We start from the raw sequence: 16011 nt of genomic DNA on the forward strand, positions 1-16011 counted from the left end.
GTCAGGCTGGCGGAATGGACAGAAATCGTTCTTCTCGATGTCGGATTGACGTCCGCTGGCGACATCTTTAACGAGCACCAAACACGGCCGGCGATGCCCCCACTCGCTCACACGTCGGCCCAGCGGCGCAGCAGGTTGTGATAAATGCCCGTGAGGCTCACCACCGTAGGGTCGTTCGTTCCCTGCTGCGCGTTGAGCCGCTGGATATCGTTGTCGAGCTGATAGAGCAGCGAGCGCCCGGCGTCGTCGCGCACCATGCTTTGAATCCAGAAGAACGACGCCACGCGCACGCCGCGCGTGACGGGCGTCACGCGATGCAGGCTCGAAGCCGGGTAGAGCACCAGATCGCCGGCGGGCAGCTTCACGCGGTGCGTGCCGTAGGTGTCGTCCACGCAAAGCTCGCCGCCGTCGTAGCTCTCGGGGTCGGCAAGAAAGAGCGTGGCCGAGAGATCGCTGCGCACGCGAAAATCGCTGCCGCGCAACAGGCGGATGGCGTTGTCCACATGCGTGCCGAAGCCGTCGCCGCCGGCGTAGCGGTTGAAGAGCGGCGGGAACACCTTGAGCGGCAGCGCCGCCGAAAAAAACCTGGCATGGCTTGCGAGTGCGTCTTCTATCGCGCGTCCCACCGTGCGCGCGGCCGCCGAGCCTTCGGGCAGCTGCTCGTTGCGCTTGACCTGCGCCGACTGCATGCCCGACGTGGCGTTGCCGTCGATCCAGTGCGCCGCGTCGAGCACCTCGCGGCATTGGCGAACCTGCTCGGCAGACAGCACGCCGGGGATGTGCAGCATCATGCGAGGGCACTCCCGCGCGTTGTGCGCGCCGTGCCCAGCGCGGCGGCAAAGCGCCGGAACGCGTCGAGCGGCGCGTGCGCGAGCCAGGTCTGCATCTGCGCGATGAAGGACGGCGTGGCATGCGCGCTGGCGCGGGCGAGCCACACGAGCGCCTCGTCGATTTCGCCGCGCAGGGCGAGCAGCCGTGCATAGTTGAACTGGCCGCGAAAATCGCCGCCGTGCGCGGCCTCGCGATAGTAGTGCCGCGCCTGTTCGAGATCGGCGTCGACCACCCAGCCGTCCTCGTAAAAGCTGCCGATGAAGTTCAGCGACTTCACGTGGCCCAGCGCCGCCGCGCGGCGAAACCAGTCGAGCGCTTCGGCGCGATTTTCCTCGATGCCGCGGCCGAGCGCGAGCGAAGACGCATAGTTGTACATGCCCCAGTCGAGCCCGGCGCGCGCGGCAAGCCGATACCAGTACACGGCAACCGGCGCGCACGCCAGGGTGCCCCAGCCATTCTCGTAGCAGCGGCCGAGCATGTTCATCGCCATCGGATGATCGCGGCGCGCTGCGTGGCGAAACCAGGTGAACGCGCCTTCCAGGTCGCGTTCGACGCCGTGGGCGTCGAGCAGAAATTGCCCGTAGACCGCCTGCGCTTCCACGATGCCGTTGTGCGCCGCCGCCGCCACCCACGCGGCGGCGCGCTCGGGCGACCCCGCGAGAATGGCCGCGAATTCCTCGGCGGTGACGTTCGCGAGCCGCCGCAGCGGCACCCGTTCGTGCAGCGGAAGTTCATTGACGGATTCGCCGCTCACGGCCCGGGGCGAAGCGATTTCACGGTGTGGACGCATGACGATCAGTACCGTGCCGTGAGCGTGACGAAGGCCGAGCGGCCCGGCGCGATCGACGCATAGTGCGTGGGATAGGCCTGGTCGAAGTACGTGCGGTTGAAGAGATTCTGCACGTTCAGCTGCACTTCGAGATGCTTGTTGATGCGGTAGTCGGCCGTTGCGTCGAAGCGCCAGTACGAAGGCACCGCATGCAGATTCGCGGTGTCGCCGTACACCTGCGACATGTAGAACGCCCCGCCGCCAATCGTGAATTGCGGCAGCACGTCATACGTCGTCCACATCGTGAAGCTGTTCTTCGGCGTATTCGGGAACGCGTGGCCGTTGTCGGACGTGGTCTTGCCGTTGTCGCGCAGTTCGCTCTTCAGCCAGGTGTAGCCGCCGAAGACCTGCCACTTGTCGGTAAGCTTGCCCGCCACGCCGAGTTCGAGGCCCTGCACGCGCTTGTTGCCCACCATCGCATAGGTGTTGTCGGGCAGCGTCACGCGCGCGTTCGTGGTGTCGATCTGGAACAGCGCGCCGGTGAGCGAGACGCGGTTGTTCAGCAAATCCCATTTCGTGCCGAATTCGATGCTGCGGTTCTTTTCGGGGCCGAGGTCCGCCGCATTGGCGCCGACTCCGCCGCGGCCCGGCGTGAGCGACTGCGTTTCGCTGCCCTGGCCGAGCAGCGAGCCCGCGGGCGTGGCGGAGGTGGCAATCGATGCATACATGCTGCCGTTGCGCGCCGGCTTGAAGACGAGGCCGAGCTGGTAGTTGAAGAGCGTGTCGTCGCGGTCGATCTTCGCGCCGCCGTTTGCCATCGTGTTCTGGAAGCGCGTGGTGTAGTCGTCCACGCGCAGGCCCACGTTGGCCTGCCAGCGCGGCGCGAGTTCGATCGTGTCGAAGGCGTAGAGCGACCTGGTGATCGTGCGCTGGTGGGTCGGGTCGTTGTTCTTGCGGATCGAGCCTGCCCACGGGTCGTGCGGATTGGGCGTCCACAGGCTCGTGCAGTTGTAGCCCGAGGGGGCGCCGATCCCCGCCGTGCGGCAGATCGCGCCCGTGCCCGTGGCCACCGTATAGGCGTCGTTTTCGCTGCTCTCGCGCGAGAATTCGAGGCCGGTCGTGAAGTTGTGCTTGAGAAAGCCGGTCTTGAACTCGCCGTAGAGCTCGGTCTGGTTCGCGAGGCTCCACACGTCGCTCGCGCGCGTGTTCGCGCGGCGCCAGACCATGCCGTTGGCCACGTTGCCCTGGCTGTCGTCGGGCTGGGTCCAGATGTAGTCCTGGCTCGACTTCGTGTAGCGCGTGGTGTTGCGGATCGAGAGCGACGGCGTGATGTCGTGCTCGATGCGTACCGTGCCGATGTCCGACTGGGTCTTGCGGAAATCGCGGTCCACGAGGCCGTAAAAGTCATGGCGATCGACGTCGGCAGGGTAGAGCGTATTCATACCCTTCGGCTTGTTCGAACTCGTGTAGTAGTACGGAATACCGCTGTCCGGGAGATCGTCCGTTTGCAGGTGGTAATAGCTGGCCGTCACGCGCGTGGAAGTGCCGAGCCCGAACGCCACCGATGGCGCCACGCCCCAGCGCTCGTTGTTCACGGCGTCGCGCCCGGCCACGTCGTTGTTGTGCGAGAGCAGGTTCAGGCGGAAAGCGGCGTGGTCGGCGAACTGCCAGTTGCCGTCGGCGGTGAAGCGGCGGTAGCGGTCGGTGCCGAGGCCCACGTTGCCTTCGGCCGCGTTGCCGAGGTGCGGCGCCTTGCTCACGATGTTGATGCTGCCGCCCGCGCCGCCGCGGCCGCCGTATGCGCCATCCGCGCCTTTGATCACTTCGATGCTTTCGGTGTTGAAGACTTCGTGCGTCGTCGCGCCGATATCGCGCATGCCGTCCACGAACAGGCTGCCCTGGGTGTCGTAGCCGCGGATGAAGGGCCGGTCGCCCAGCGGGTTGCCGCCCTCGCCCGCACCGAAGGTGATGCCCGGCACGGTGCGCAGCGCTTCGGACATCGTGCTCGCACCCGTGCTCTTGATGAGTGCTTCGGGAATCACGGTGACCGACTTCGGCGTATCGACGAGCGGCGCGGTGAATTTGATGTCGGAGGCGTGATCGGTCTTGAAGCTGGGCGTGTTCTGGCCCGAGACCTGGATGGGCGCAAGCTGGCCCTCGCGGTCGGTGGCAGGCTCGGTGGCGGCGGATTGTGCGAGCGCGGGGCTCGCCGCGAGCACGCTGCACAGGGTGGTGCTGAGTTTGCCGAGCTTGAGCTCGTCGGCGCGCGACTTCATACCTCTCGTCCTCATGGTTGGCTGCAATGAGGACGGCGTTCCTTACCGATTCATTGCTATTAATTACAAATTGTTTTCGACGAGCATTCTATTCAATAAACATGTAATTGAGAAGCGTTTGCATTGATGCCTAATGCTGATGGAGGGAAGGGTTTTTGCAGAATGACGTATAGATGGATGAAATTGAGCGAAAAAGGTTGAGATATGAAGGTAGATGCGCGGGTTTGCCAGGCTATAGACTGGCGGATCGGCGGGGAGGGCTACGTTTTACGCCTGCGTTCGACCTGTGGCCGAGACCATCGCCGCCACCGTCCCACGCAGCCAGACATGCGCCGGATCGTTCTGGCTGCGCGGATGCCAGCCCGCCAGCATGGTGAACCCGCGTGCGTCGAACGGCAGTTCGAAGAGGTCGAGCCGGTCCCGGTAGCGGGCGATCAACCGCTCGGGCAGGGTCGCGATGTAGTCGGTGCAGGCCAGCACGTCGGGCACGAGCGTGAAATGCTGCACCGACAAGGCCACGCGCCGCGCGCGGCCGAGCGTTTCGAGATGCTCGTCCATGAAGCCGAAGAAGCTGCCGCCCGAGGTGGAGACGAGGACATGGCCGAAGGCGCAGTAATCGTCGAGGGTATAGGGCCCGGTGCCGCGCGGATGCCCTTTGCGCTGCGCCGCCACGAAACGTTCTTCGTAGAGGCGCCGCGCCTTGAGCGTGGGCGGCAGCATGCGTTCGGAGCCGAGCAGCAGGTCGAGTTCGCCGCGCTCGAAGCGCTCGGCCAGTCCCGCGAGTTCGGCGGAAACGAACGCCAGTTGCACGCGCGGCCCGGCGAGGCGCGGCCAGTTCTCCATCAGCGGCAAGCCCAGCACGACAACCGACTGGTCGCTCGCGGCCACGACGAAGCGGCGCGCGTCGGCAAGCGGGTCGAACACAGGCTGCCGCCGCACCACGGTTTCGAGCGTGCGCAGCGCGGACTGCAACGGCTCCATCAATTCGAGCGCGCGGGCGGTGCGCGTCATGCCGCGGCCGTTCGCGGCCGGAATCAGGAGCGGGTCGCCGAATAGCTGGCGCAGCCGCGCAAGCTGGGCCGAAACGGCAGGCTGGGAGAGGTTCAGCCGCGCGGCGGCGCGCGTGACGTTCGATTCGGCGAGCAGGGCGTCGAGCGAAACGAGCAGATTCAGGTCGATGCCGGAGAGATCAGTCACGTGGATGGGTGGAATTAGAGGAATTGATTTCAAGAATACGTGGCGGACACCTACAGTTCAATCCGTCAATCGATTCCGAACGGAGAAGACCATGAAAGCCTGGATGCTCGATACCCCCGGCCAGCCGCTCGCGCTGCGCGACGAAACGCAACCGGAACCGCGCCGCGGCACGCTGCTCGTGCGCGTGGAGGCCGTGCCGCTCTTGAGCTATACGCGTCAGTACCTGCGCGGCGAGCTGCCCTACGCTTATCCGCCGGGGCCGTTCTCGCCCGGCACCAACGGCATTGGCCGCGTGATCGCCGTCGGCGAGGGCGTTTATGGCGGCTACCGCGCCGGCCAGCGCGTTGCGCTGAGCCCCTACTGGGTGTCCGACGAAGCGTTGCGCGAGCCGGAGCAGGCCCTGATCGGGTTGACCGCCATCAGCCCCGGCAGTGCCGCGATGCTGGCCGATTTTCCGCATGGCACCCTGCGCGAAGCCGCGGAGTTTCCGGCTTCGACGGTGTTCCCGCTCGACGGGCTCGACGCGCTGCCGTCCGCCCGGCTTGCGGCGCTGGGCAAGCTCGTCGTGCCGTTCGGCGGCTTGCGGCGCGGGCGCCTTGCCGCGGGCGAAACGGTGATCGTGAACGGCGCGGCCGGGGCGTTTGGCTCGGCGGCCGTGCTGGGTGCGCTGGCGCTCGGCGCGAGCCGGGTGGTGGCTGTGGGACGCCGCGCTCAGGCGCTGGCGGAGATCGCAGGGCGGGCCGGTACGCGTGTCGTCACCGTCGCACTGAGCGGCGATGCGGCGCGCGATGTCGCCGCGATTCGCGAAGCTTCAGGCGGCGGCGCCGATCTGGCCTTCGACATGCTGGGCCACGCCACCGACGCGCAAGCGACGCTCGCCTGCCTGCGCAGCCTGCGGCGCAACGGCCGCATGGTGCTGATGGGCAGCATGGCGTGCGATCTGCCGCTCGCTTACGGGGAGATGCTCATCAACAACTGGGAGGTGATGGGCCACTTCATGTACAGCGGCGCGGATTACCGGGCGCTGATTGCGCTGGCGGCATCGGGGCAGTTGCCGCTCGATGCGGTGGAGGTGGAGCGTTACCCGTTCGGGCAGCTCGAAGCCGCTATCGATGCGGCGGGGGAGGCGCAGGGGCTGCGCTGCGTAGTCGTGGAGATGCGTGGAGATGCCGTGACCCATGCGGTGGAAAATCCCGTGGGAAACGCGCCGCGAGAAGCGTAAAACCCGCGCGCGGCCGGGAAGCATCGCGCTTCCCGGCCCGCTGGCGTCTGAAGATTACGCTGCGGATCGTGCTCCAGACCGCGCCGCCGTTCAGTCGATGCCGTGGAACACGGCGTCGTCCGGGCCGAGGTAGACGGGCGGGCGCCAGGCGGCGTCGCGCATCGAGTGCTGCACCAGCGTGTCCACACCCAGCAGCACCGCGAAGATCGCCATGCGCACCGGAATGCCGTTGTCGGTCTGGCGGAAGATCGCGAGGCGCGGGTCGTGGTTCAGGTCCGTCGAAAGATCGTTCGCGCCCGGGCGGCTGTCGCGCGGCAGCGGGTGCATGATCAGCGTGTCCGGGCCGCAGACCGAATCCACGAGCGCCTGGTTGATCTGGAACTCGGGCGTGTAGCCTTCGAACGACTCGTCGGCGAAGCGCTCCTTCTGGATGCGCGTGGCGTACACCACATCCGCGCCGCGCAGGCCCGCCGTGAGGTCGGTCGTCTGCTCGACCACGTGGCCGTTGGTCGAGATCTTGTCCACGATGTACGCGGGCATTTCCAGCATCGGCGGCGAAATGAGCGTGAACTTGATGCCGCGGTAGAGCGCGAGCAGCTTCACGAGCGAGTGCACGGTGCGGCCGTACTTGAGGTCGCCCACGAGCGCGATGTGCGCGCCGTCGACGATCTTGCCGAGCCGCGAGAACTCGCGCTGGATCGTGTAGAGATCGAGCAGGGCCTGGCTCGGGTGCTCGCCGGGGCCGTCGCCGCCGTTGATCACGGGGATGTTCACCGCGCGCGCGAACTCGGCCACCGAACCTTGATCAGGATGCCGAATCACCATCGCATCCACGTAGCCGGCCATCACGCGGCTCGTGTCGTAGATCGATTCGCCCTTCGCCATCGACGAGAACGTGAAGCCGGTCGTATCGCACACCGAACCGCCCAGGCGGCAGAACGCGGCCCCGAAGCTCACGCGCGTACGCGTGCTCGCTTCGAAGAACAGGTTGCCGAGCACCGCGCCTTCGAGCACGCGCGAGATTTTCCGGCGGCGTGCGATGGGCTGCATGATGTCGGCCACGCGGAAGAGGGCTTCCACCGAGTCGCGCGAGAACTGATCGACGGACAGCAGCTGCGGCCGGCCCTCGAACTGGATCTGGCTGGCGAGCGATTGCGGGTCTACGCTTTGCGTATAGCCTTCGCGCAATTCGCCGTTGCCGACGATTTCCGATACGAAGCGTTCGACGATCTCCGGCATGGCCCGCGATTCCTGCGACTCTTCGGGCAGAAGCCAGGTGTCGAGCGCCCGGCGCGAGACGCCGATGCGGCTCGCGAACACGTCGCGGGTCATGTTCAGACGCCGCATGGCGTCGCGAAGGAAGGCTTGTTGCGGGACGCTCATGCAGGCACCTTTGAGTCGGGTTGATGTACGCGGTGCGTATATTAGTGGGACGCTGACAGAAGTCAAGCCCTTTTGTCGTGGATGACCGTGGGCGGCGTCGCGCCGCAGTGCGGCGGCGGTTCGGGCAGGAGCGCGCCACATGCGCCGTGCCGATCACGCAGGGCTGCCGTGCCCCCCGGCAGCCTCGAACACGCGCGCGATTGCCCCATCCCGGTTACACTGCGCAACATGTCACGCACCCCCGTCCGCCACGATCGACCGAATACCGCCGCTACGCGCGCGGTGCCTGCGTTCGTGCGCGCCGTGGCGGTCTGCGTGAACGCCAAAGCCAAAAAACAGCTGCTCATCTGACCGGAGCCTGCTGTTCCGTCAGATGATGTGCGACGGAACAGCCAGTCGAAGGCGCCCTGCCTCCCGCATCCCCGGCTTGCTTCCCTCCTGCGCACCGCACGACGGACTTTTCGATACGGTCGAGTTCAAGGGAAAGTCATGTCCAACTTTTCGGGTATCTGGATTCCGCTCATCACGCCGTTCAACGCGGGCGAGGTCGATCACGCCGCGCTCGACGCGCTCGTGCGCCACTACGTGCGCACGGGCGTGGCCGGTTTCGTGGCGCTCGGCACGACGGGCGAACCCGCCGCGCTCGACGCACGCGAGCAGGATGCGGTGCTCGCGACCGTGCTGGCGGCGGCCGGTGCCGTGCCGGTGGTTGCGGGCGTGAGCGGCAACCACACGGCTTCGGTGTGCGAGCGCGTGAGCGAGTTGAATGCACTGCCGATTGCGGGCGTGCTGGCGGCCGCGCCGTATTACATCCGGCCCTCGCAGGCCGGCGTGATCGGCCATTTCACGGCGATTGCCGACGCGAGCTGCAAGCCCGTGATCCTCTACGACATTCCGGCGCGCACCGGCGTGCGGCTCGAACTGCCGACGCTGCTGGAACTCGCGGGCCACGAACGCATTGTCGCGGTGAAGGATTGCGGCGGCTCGCTCGACAAGACGCTTTCGCTGATCCTCGACGGACGTTTGCAGGTGCTCTGCGGCGAAGATCTGGACATGTTCGGCGTACTGTGCGCGGGCGCAAGCGGCGCGATTGCGGCGTCGGCGCATCTGCAGACGGAGCGCTTCGTGGCGATGGAGCGCGCGCTGCGCGAGGGGCGGCTGGCCGAGGCGCGTTCGCTCTGGCACGTGCTCGTGCCGCTGGTGCGCGCGTCGTTTGCGGAGCCGAATCCGGCGCCCGTGAAGGCCGCGCTGGCGCGCTGCGGGTTGATCCGCAACGAACTGCGCGCGCCGATGACGACGGCGAGCGCAGAGCTCGAAGCGGAATTAGGGGAGCGGGTGGCGTAAAGCGCCGGCGCAACGGCGCGCCGCGGCGCCTTCAGCGCGCCACGCGCACGCTCGCGCTCGCGCTGGAGCGCGAGCGCCGGCGGCGGGGACGCCCGCCTTCGGGCTCGGCGGGTTCGCCGTTCAGCAGGATGCGGCGGCCAGGCACGTGCGCGGCCACGAGGCGCGCGATGTCGAGCGCCGAGCTATCGGCGGGCACGACCTGGCGGCGCGCGCCGTCGTCGAGCGGCGTGGTCCACTCGACGAGCAGGCAGGGGCGCCCCCAAGGCTGCTGCAGCGGACCCGAAACCCGGCAGCTCGCGACGTTTGACCGCGCGCCGTCGTTCAGCAGCGCCCGCAGGTGCATCAGCACGTCGTTTTCAACCATGAACTGGCTCCTTCGTTCTTCTTCGCCTCGCCGGCCACTGCCGACGCAAGACAGGCGACGGCACCGTATAAAAAGACGCCGCCAATGTTCCGGCGGCTCAACAGGGGTGATCGTATGGTTACAGTGAAGAATTAAATGCAGCTTAAGAGGGGGCGATGCAGCGAACACGCGTGCCGGGGCGACGCGGCAACCGAAAAACGGGCGCGCGTAAAGACACGGATCGAACGATCCGGCGAGTGACGTCCAGATAGTGAGAGACCGGGCAGATGCCTGGAAAAAGCGAGGAAAAAAGCCCGGAAAAGAGCCTAGTGCCGCGACTTCTGCTCCTCGCGCAGCGTGGCTCTCACCTTGCGGGCCACGAATAGCGGGAGATAGTCCTGAATGCGTGCGCCTTCGCGATAGCTGTCGAAGGTATCGGCGTAGATGCGCGCGACGGTTTCCTCGGGGGTGTTGGTTTCGGTGGCAATGGTTTGAACGATTTGCGCGACGTCGGCTTGAGGCATGAGGGTCTCCAGTCAGCGGGGCGAGGCAGGGGCGGGGTAAAAAGCGCAGGGTTTCCATTAGAGGACACGGCCGCGCCGGGCGCCAATTGAATCGCCCTATGGAATACGCGCCGAGGAGGCGGCGGGGTGGATGACTTTCGGCGTTCCCGCGCGCCGTCGCTGCGCGTTGCGCCATACGAAAAAAGGGGCGGCTGTGGCCACCCCTTTTTCTCTCATTGGCTGCGACGCGATGTCACGCTACGTTTTCGAGCGCCGGGTAATCGGTGTAGCCCGTTTCGCCGCGCGCATAGTACGTGGCCGGATTCGGTGTGTTGAGCGGCGCATTCCGTTCGAAGCGGCGCGGCAGGTCGGGGTTCGCGATGAACAGTTGACCCCAGGCCACGGCATCGGCTTCGCCTCCGGCAAGCAGCGCTTGCGCCGATTCCAGCGTGAACTTCTCGTTCGCGATGTACGGGCCGCCGAATTCGGCCTTCAGTTGCGGGCCGAGGCGAGGGTCGCCCAGCGATTCGCGCGCGCAGATGAACGCGATCTTGCGCTTGCCGAGCTCGCGTGCGACGTAGCCGAACGTGGCGGCGGGGTTCGAATCGCCCATCGTGTGGGCGTCGCCGCGCGGTGCCAGATGCACGCCCACGCGATTCGCGCCCCAGACGTCGATGCACGCGTCGGTGATTTCGAGCAGGAGGCGCGCACGGTTTTCGATCGGGCCGCCATACGCGTCCGTGCGGTGATTCGTGCTGTCCTGCAGGAACTGGTCGATCAGATAGCCGTTCGCGCCGTGCACTTCAACGCCGTCAAAACCCGCGGCCTTCGCGTTCAGCGCGCCCTGGCGGAACGCGGCCACGACGCCCGGGATTTCGTCGATTGCGAGCGCACGCGGCGTTACGAACGCGCGCTGCGGACGCACGAGGCTCACGAAGCCTTGCGCCGCGATGGCGCTGGGCGCGACCGGCAGTTCGCCGTCGAGGAACATGGGATCGGAAATGCGGCCCACGTGCCACAACTGCAGGAAGATGCGGCCGCCTGCGGCGTGCACGGCGTCGGTCACGAGCTTCCAGCCCGCCACCTGTTCCTGCGACCAGATGCCCGGCGTTTCGGCGTAGCCGACGCCTTGCGGCGTGACCGAAGTCGCTTCGCTGATGATGAGGCCGGCCGACGCGCGCTCGGCGTAGTACTGCGCCATGAGGGCGTTGGGCACGCGTGCCTCGCCGGCGCGCTGGCGCGTGAGCGGCGCCATGATGACGCGATTGGGCAGCGTGAGGTCGCCGATCTGGATGGGGTCGAACAGGGTTGCCATATTTCACCTTTGGCGGGCACGGCCCGCGTCGTGCTGGTGCTACGAATGAATGGACGATGCCCCCGTCACAACTGCGCGTTCACGTGAGCGAGAAATGCCTCGACGACGGCGTCGTTGCGCTTGAAGAAAACCCACTGGCCGACCCGTTTGGACGTCACGAGCCCGGCCTTCTGGAGCACCGCGAGGTGCGCCGAGACGGTGGACTGCGAGAGGCCGCAGCGGGCGTCGATCTTGCCCGCGCAGACGCCGTGGTCGAGCGGTAGTTCCTGTTCCGCGAAGTGCGCCTGCGGCTCGCGCAGCCACGCCAGGATCTCGCGCCGCATGGGGTTGGCGAGGGCCTTGTGAATGGCGTCGATGTCGAGTTTGGCAGGGACGGAAGCGGGTTTCTTCATACGAAGTGCATCGTAACTGAGCGAAGTTTATATCGCAATTATACGATATGGGCGATGGCACTGGTTTCAATAGGGGATTGTTTTTCAGAGACGTCCAGGAACGCAGTCGTTGACGTCTTTCAGCGCGATGCAGACAAAACGTGGGGTCTTGCGAACTCTGCGGACGACTTCATGACAGCTTGGCGAGCAGCTTGATGAAGTTGCGCTTTGCACGATACGCAGTCCGAATCTTCTCCAGTTCACTGGCGAACTTTGCACGTTCGTCCAGCCGCGCCCGCAGCATGCCGATAGCCCGAACGATTTCGAACGCTTCGTCATATCGCGCGTTGCGCGTACCGCCCTCGGCAGCAATTGGCAGCAGACGGTGATACAGGGCGATGGCGTCGTGCGGATGCGTCTTGCCCCGGACGGATGCCATCTCAGGCCATAGGTGCGCGGCGACCGGGCCGCCGGTAAACGTGGCCCATGCGACGTCGTTTTCTTTGCTGGCGATAAAAATCCTGACCAGCTCGGTTCGTGTGCCGCTTTGCCAGGCGGTACGCTTCGATTTTGAGGCTGCCTCCTCTTTACCGACCCGTTCCCACAGATGTTTGAGTGCACGCTCCCGGGTTTCCGCATGTCTGCCGATAACAGTAGCGACTTCCATCAAAGCAGGAAATGCTTCAGCCGTCGGACGCATCTCGAAACGTCGCCACGCGCATGCGTCGGCCTTGTCGAATTCGCTGCGCCGCAGGTATGCGTCGATGCAGAAGTCGAGCAAACGCTGGTCAAAGCTTTGGCCGCACTCCGTGATGCCGCGCTCGGCCCATGCGAGCCCTTCGTCCGGACGACCGTGTTTCGCACAAAGCTCCGCGACCAGCAGAAACCGGTACGGGCTGGACAGGTCCTTCGAGCGGAGGCGGATGAGCGCGTCAACGTCTCCGTCGAGTTCGGCCAGTGCCGCCATCGCATGTTCGAGCTGCATGCGCGGCGAGTTGTATGACCGTCGATATTCCCGGCCCGGGACGAGTGCGGGCATCGATTCCCATGCCGCGTTGACCAGTTCGCGATAGCGGCGCAGTCCGCTCTTGCCCAGCGGCTCCGCGTACGCCGGCAGGACGTTGTAGAAGGTGTCCCAGCTGCCTTCGGTCTGGAAGCGGAAAAGCCGCTCCGCAAGCTTTACCGGGTCGGGGCCCGTTACCGTGCAGGCATCGAGGTGCACAGCGGCCAGTTCGAGAATCGCCGGCATCACGTCGCCATTGGAGTCGTCAATCTGTTCGAGGCTCTTTTCCGCACCTGCAATCGCCAGTTCGCATAGCTCGACCACCTGCGCTGCATGAGGTCCGGAAAGCCTTTGACGCAGCATGTCGGCCAGCGACATCAGGCCGTCGCCGTATGCACCCGACTCGCGCCAGTCCAGCGGGCGTGAAATGCGTGTCGCCTGCTTGACGGCGGCCTTCATGCCGGGCAGGTCGGAGGCCCCTGCTGCACGCGCAGCGAACAGCAGCTTGTCGCGCAGCGCGAGGTCTTGTTCGACGGCGTCCATCAACAACTCCTGAAGCGCGCCCTTGCCTAATGTCGCTACATATTCCCGAATGACTTCCTCGTAGGTCTTCCGCTTCTTGCGCGGCTTTCCCGGCACCGCCGGCTCTTCGGCGTGAAACACCTCCTCACCGGAGTTTTCGAGCCAGCAGAGTGCAACCGCAACAGCGTGCTTGCAGAAAACGCCGCTGTCGCCCACGGGGCAATTGCAGTCGTATGCGAGTTCGCCATCGTCGACAGCGAGTTCGACCCGGTACCTGTGTGTGTCGCGTACGGTCGCACGTACCGCTTCGTCGCGCTCGTTCAGGCGGGAGACCACGCCATCGTGGAAATAGGCCTTGCCGCGCGCAAACGTCTTCGTGTCGGCCAGCGACTGGACTTCAACAAGCGTGAGAACCTCGGAAAGCTTTGCTGACCTGGACATCGGGTGACCGGTGAAAGACGGGAAATGCCGCGACGGGCGGCGCACAGGCACGATGATACGACGGTGAGCAAGCCGGTACCCGATTGCTTCGGTGCACGATTTTCAGCTATACACGACCCCGATACGGGATCTCATGACAGTAATGAGAAAGGTATTCGGCGAATTGGGGCATCAGTAAGCCTTGAGCTTCACGTTTCCACGCGCTTCAAACTATCCATAAATCGAATAGATTACATTCCAACATTTAATTTGTAAATGCCATAAGCGTCCGATATCTTGTCGAAACTCATCTCAACGAGAACACGCAGCGTTGCAACGGCAATCGATAACCGGACGCAATGCGCGGTCCCCGATTCGCCAGGACATCGCCATGATCGACCGCTTGTTCGTCAACGCCGTGGGCGCGGACGGCACCCCTCTGAATCTCGCCGTGCGCGATGGACGCTTCATCGCGGTGGGCTCCGAGCGCCCCGAGCCCGGCAGCGCCGAGGTCATCGATCTGGGAGGGCAGCTCGTGCTGCCGGGCTTCGTGGACGGCCATATCCATCTCGACAAGAGCTTTGTCGGCGACCGCTGGCGTCCTCACCGCGCGGCGGCGACGCTGCGCGAGCGTCTTGCCATCGAAAAAGAAGCGCTGGCGAGCGCACTGCCCATTGCCGTGCGTGCCGAAGCGCTGATACGCCAGGCCGCCTCGTTTGGCACGGTGGCCATGAGAAGCCACGTCGATATCGACGCGACGACCGGCCTCGCCCACCTTCACGCCGTGATGGAAGCGCGCGAAAAATGCCGTGAACTCGTGGACATCGAACTCGTGGTGTTCCCGCAGGCGGGCGTGACGTCGTGCCCGGGCACGGCGGATCTGCTCGATCAGGCTGCGTGCGAAGGCGTGGAAGTGGTCGGCGGCATCGACCCGACCGAACTGGATGGCGACGCGGACGGTCAGCTCGATATCGTATTCGGCATTGCAGAGCGGCGCGGCGTCAAGATCGATATCCATCTGCACGAAGCGGGAGAACTGGGCATTCTCCAGTTGCATCGCATTGCAGCCCGTACCCGGGCTTGCGGGCTCGAAGGCCGGGTGGCGGTGAGTCACGCCTATGCGCTGGGCGATGTCGATGCGGGGCAGGTCGAGCGCATCGCCGCCGCGCTGGCTGAGGCAGACATCTCGATCATGACAAACGCGCCGGGCGACCGTGCCTTTCCTCCCGTTCTGCCACTGCGCGCAGCGGGCGTGCGCGTTTTCACGGGCAACGACAACATTCAGGACGCCTGGTGGCCATACGGAAACGGCGACATGCTGCAGCGGGCCATGCTGGTGGGCTACCGCTCCGGTTTCTACACCGACGAAGCGCTGATGGTGGCGCTCGACATGGCAACCCATGCCGCCGCGGCGGTGCTCGGAAAGCAGGACTACGGCCTGAAGGCAGGCAACGAGGCATCGTTCGTCGTTGTCGATGCACAGAATGCGGCGGCGGCCGTTTCAACCTCGCCGGCGGAACGGAGCATCGTCCGGCGAGGGCAGTTCTGGTCGGAGGCCGCGGATCTGAAGCTCGCGGTTTCGCAGGCCTGGTAACACGCTAACACGCACGGTCTTACCCCAAGTTGCAGTCTCTCTCGTTATAGAAGGTACCCCATGTCAAACACTCCTTACTATGCGCCGCACGGCGGCCATCCCGCCCAGACGGAATTGCTGACCGATCGCGCCATGTTCACCGAGGCGTACGCGGTCATTCCGAAAGGCGTGCTGCGCGACATCGTCACGAGCCATCTGCCGTTCTGGAACAAGACCCGTCTTTGGGTGCTGGCGCGTCCGCTGTCCGGCTTCGCCGAAACGTTCTCGCAATACATCATGGAAGTGGGTCCCGGCGGCGGGAGCGAGCATCCGGAACAGGACGAAAACGCAGAGGGCGTGCTCTTCGTGGTGGAAGGCGAGATCTCGCTCACGCTGAACGGCGTCCAGCACCAGCTGGCGCCGGGCGGATACGCATTCATTCCGCCGCGCACGAACTGGTCGCTGCATAACCGGTCCGGCGATTGCGCACGCTTTCACTGGATCCGCAAGCACTACGAAGCAGTGGAGGGTGTGCCGCTGCCCGAAGCGTTTGTGACGAACGAGCGCGACATCGAACCGATTCCCATGCCCGGCACCGAGGGGCGCTGGGTGACGACGCGCTTCGTGGACATGAGCGACATGCGGCACGACATGCACGTCAACATCGTCACGTTCGAGCCCGGCGGCGTGATTCCGTTCGCGGAAACGCACGTGATGGAGCACGGTCTGTACGTGCTGGAAGGCAAGGCCGTCTACCGTCTGAACCAGGACTGGGTCGAAGTGGAAGCCGGCGACTTCATGTGGCTGCGCGCATTCTGCCCGCAGGCTTGCTACGCGGGCGGCCCGTCGCGCTTTCGCTATCTGCTCTACAAGGACGTCAACCGCCACATGAAGCTCACGCTCGGCGCGGCTCCGACGCAGAAGGGACGATAGTAAAAT

General features: G+C 65.3%; 13 protein-coding genes and 1 pseudogene. 4 read left to right on the forward strand and 10 right to left on the reverse strand.

Annotated features, from left to right (window positions below; genetic code table 11):
• Positions 1 to 107: 107 nt before the first annotated feature.
• From BFE01S_RS27170 to BFE01S_RS27185, 4 genes are all read right to left on the reverse strand, one after another.
• The gene (locus tag BFE01S_RS27170; protein ID WP_028228212.1) at positions 108 to 791 is read right to left on the reverse strand and encodes a Fe2+-dependent dioxygenase; all 684 of its coding nucleotides are present in this window, start codon (positions 789 to 791) and stop codon (positions 108 to 110) included.
• Complete coding sequence (locus BFE01S_RS27175) at positions 788 to 1621, reverse strand: tetratricopeptide repeat protein (RefSeq protein WP_084170186.1); 834 nt, start codon at positions 1619 to 1621, stop codon at positions 788 to 790. The genes BFE01S_RS27170 and BFE01S_RS27175 overlap by 4 nt, the downstream gene beginning before the upstream one ends.
• A gap of 5 nt (positions 1622 to 1626) precedes the next feature.
• Complete coding sequence (locus BFE01S_RS27180; protein ID WP_028228214.1) at positions 1627 to 3876, reverse strand: TonB-dependent receptor; 2250 nt, start codon at positions 3874 to 3876, stop codon at positions 1627 to 1629.
• Between the two features lie 267 nt (positions 3877 to 4143).
• Complete coding sequence (locus BFE01S_RS27185; RefSeq protein WP_028228215.1) at positions 4144 to 5073, reverse strand: LysR family transcriptional regulator; 930 nt, start codon at positions 5071 to 5073, stop codon at positions 4144 to 4146.
• Between the two features lie 91 nt (positions 5074 to 5164).
• On the opposite strand from BFE01S_RS27185, the gene BFE01S_RS40350 reads away from it, so the two are divergent.
• Positions 5165 to 6295 (forward strand): zinc-binding dehydrogenase, encoded by a 1131-nt coding sequence (locus BFE01S_RS40350; RefSeq protein ID WP_042338704.1) that lies wholly within the window; start codon positions 5165 to 5167, stop codon positions 6293 to 6295.
• A gap of 90 nt (positions 6296 to 6385) precedes the next feature.
• Here the strand turns inward: BFE01S_RS40350 and BFE01S_RS27195 are convergent, their stop codons facing one another.
• Complete coding sequence (locus BFE01S_RS27195; RefSeq protein WP_028228216.1) at positions 6386 to 7678, reverse strand: aspartate carbamoyltransferase; 1293 nt, start codon at positions 7676 to 7678, stop codon at positions 6386 to 6388.
• A gap of 489 nt (positions 7679 to 8167) precedes the next feature.
• Here BFE01S_RS27195 and dapA point away from each other — a divergent pair, with 489 nt between their 5' ends.
• Positions 8168 to 9022 (forward strand): 4-hydroxy-tetrahydrodipicolinate synthase, encoded by an 855-nt coding sequence (gene dapA / locus BFE01S_RS27205; protein ID WP_028228217.1) that lies wholly within the window; start codon positions 8168 to 8170, stop codon positions 9020 to 9022.
• 133 nt (positions 9023 to 9155) lie between these two features.
• On the opposite strand, the pseudogene BFE01S_RS40355 reads toward dapA, so the two are convergent.
• The 5 genes and pseudogenes from BFE01S_RS40355 to BFE01S_RS27230 all read right to left on the reverse strand — a co-directional run.
• Positions 9156 to 9386: pseudogene (locus BFE01S_RS40355) on the reverse strand (DUF2866 domain-containing protein); the annotation flags it as partial.
• Between the two features lie 305 nt (positions 9387 to 9691).
• Complete coding sequence (locus tag BFE01S_RS27215) at positions 9692 to 9889, reverse strand: DUF3562 domain-containing protein (protein ID WP_028228218.1); 198 nt, start codon at positions 9887 to 9889, stop codon at positions 9692 to 9694.
• A 232-nt stretch (positions 9890 to 10121) separates the two neighbouring features.
• Positions 10122 to 11183 (reverse strand): alkene reductase, encoded by a 1062-nt coding sequence (locus BFE01S_RS27220; protein ID WP_028228219.1) that lies wholly within the window; start codon positions 11181 to 11183, stop codon positions 10122 to 10124.
• A gap of 65 nt (positions 11184 to 11248) precedes the next feature.
• Positions 11249 to 11575, reverse strand: a complete 327-nt coding sequence (locus BFE01S_RS27225; protein ID WP_028228220.1) for an ArsR/SmtB family transcription factor — start codon at positions 11573 to 11575, stop codon at positions 11249 to 11251.
• Between the two features lie 169 nt (positions 11576 to 11744).
• A complete protein-coding gene (locus BFE01S_RS27230; RefSeq protein ID WP_028228221.1) occupies positions 11745 to 13520 on the reverse strand; it encodes an SWIM zinc finger family protein in 1776 nt (591 codons plus the stop codon).
• A gap of 370 nt (positions 13521 to 13890) precedes the next feature.
• Between BFE01S_RS27230 and BFE01S_RS27235 the strand changes: the two genes are divergently transcribed.
• Positions 13891 to 15093, forward strand: a complete 1203-nt coding sequence (locus tag BFE01S_RS27235) for an amidohydrolase family protein (protein ID WP_028228222.1) — start codon at positions 13891 to 13893, stop codon at positions 15091 to 15093.
• Between the two features lie 60 nt (positions 15094 to 15153).
• On the forward strand, positions 15154 to 16005 hold the full coding sequence (locus tag BFE01S_RS27240) for a bifunctional allantoicase/(S)-ureidoglycine aminohydrolase (protein ID WP_028228223.1): 852 nt from the start codon (positions 15154 to 15156) through the stop codon (positions 16003 to 16005).
• Positions 16006 to 16011: the final 6 nt, after the last annotated feature.

The organism is Paraburkholderia ferrariae NBRC 106233 (assembly GCF_000685035.1).
Taxonomy (GTDB): Bacteria; Pseudomonadota; Gammaproteobacteria; order Burkholderiales; family Burkholderiaceae; genus Paraburkholderia; species Paraburkholderia ferrariae.

Bases quoted from the DNA above. Each gene is read 5' to 3' on its own strand.
- BFE01S_RS27170 (WP_028228212.1), bottom strand. From the start codon at position 791: ATGATGCTGCACATCCCCGGCGTGCTGTCTGCCGAGCAGGTTCGCCAA.
- BFE01S_RS27175 (WP_084170186.1), bottom strand. From the start codon at position 1,621: ATGCGTCCACACCGTGAAATCGCTTCGCCCCGGGCCGTGAGCGGCGAA.
- BFE01S_RS27180 (WP_028228214.1), bottom strand. From the start codon at position 3,876: ATGAAGTCGCGCGCCGACGAGCTCAAGCTCGGCAAACTCAGCACCACC.
- BFE01S_RS40350 (WP_042338704.1), top strand. From the start codon at position 5,165: ATGAAAGCCTGGATGCTCGATACCCCCGGCCAGCCGCTCGCGCTGCGC.
- BFE01S_RS27195 (WP_028228216.1), bottom strand. From the start codon at position 7,678: ATGAGCGTCCCGCAACAAGCCTTCCTTCGCGACGCCATGCGGCGTCTG.
- dapA (WP_028228217.1), top strand. From the start codon at position 8,168: ATGTCCAACTTTTCGGGTATCTGGATTCCGCTCATCACGCCGTTCAAC.
- BFE01S_RS27215 (WP_028228218.1), bottom strand. From the start codon at position 9,889: ATGCCTCAAGCCGACGTCGCGCAAATCGTTCAAACCATTGCCACCGAA.
- BFE01S_RS27220 (WP_028228219.1), bottom strand. From the start codon at position 11,183: ATGGCAACCCTGTTCGACCCCATCCAGATCGGCGACCTCACGCTGCCC.
- BFE01S_RS27225 (WP_028228220.1), bottom strand. From the start codon at position 11,575: ATGAAGAAACCCGCTTCCGTCCCTGCCAAACTCGACATCGACGCCATT.
- BFE01S_RS27230 (WP_028228221.1), bottom strand. From the start codon at position 13,520: ATGTCCAGGTCAGCAAAGCTTTCCGAGGTTCTCACGCTTGTTGAAGTC.
- BFE01S_RS27235 (WP_028228222.1), top strand. From the start codon at position 13,891: ATGATCGACCGCTTGTTCGTCAACGCCGTGGGCGCGGACGGCACCCCT.
- BFE01S_RS27240 (WP_028228223.1), top strand. From the start codon at position 15,154: ATGTCAAACACTCCTTACTATGCGCCGCACGGCGGCCATCCCGCCCAG.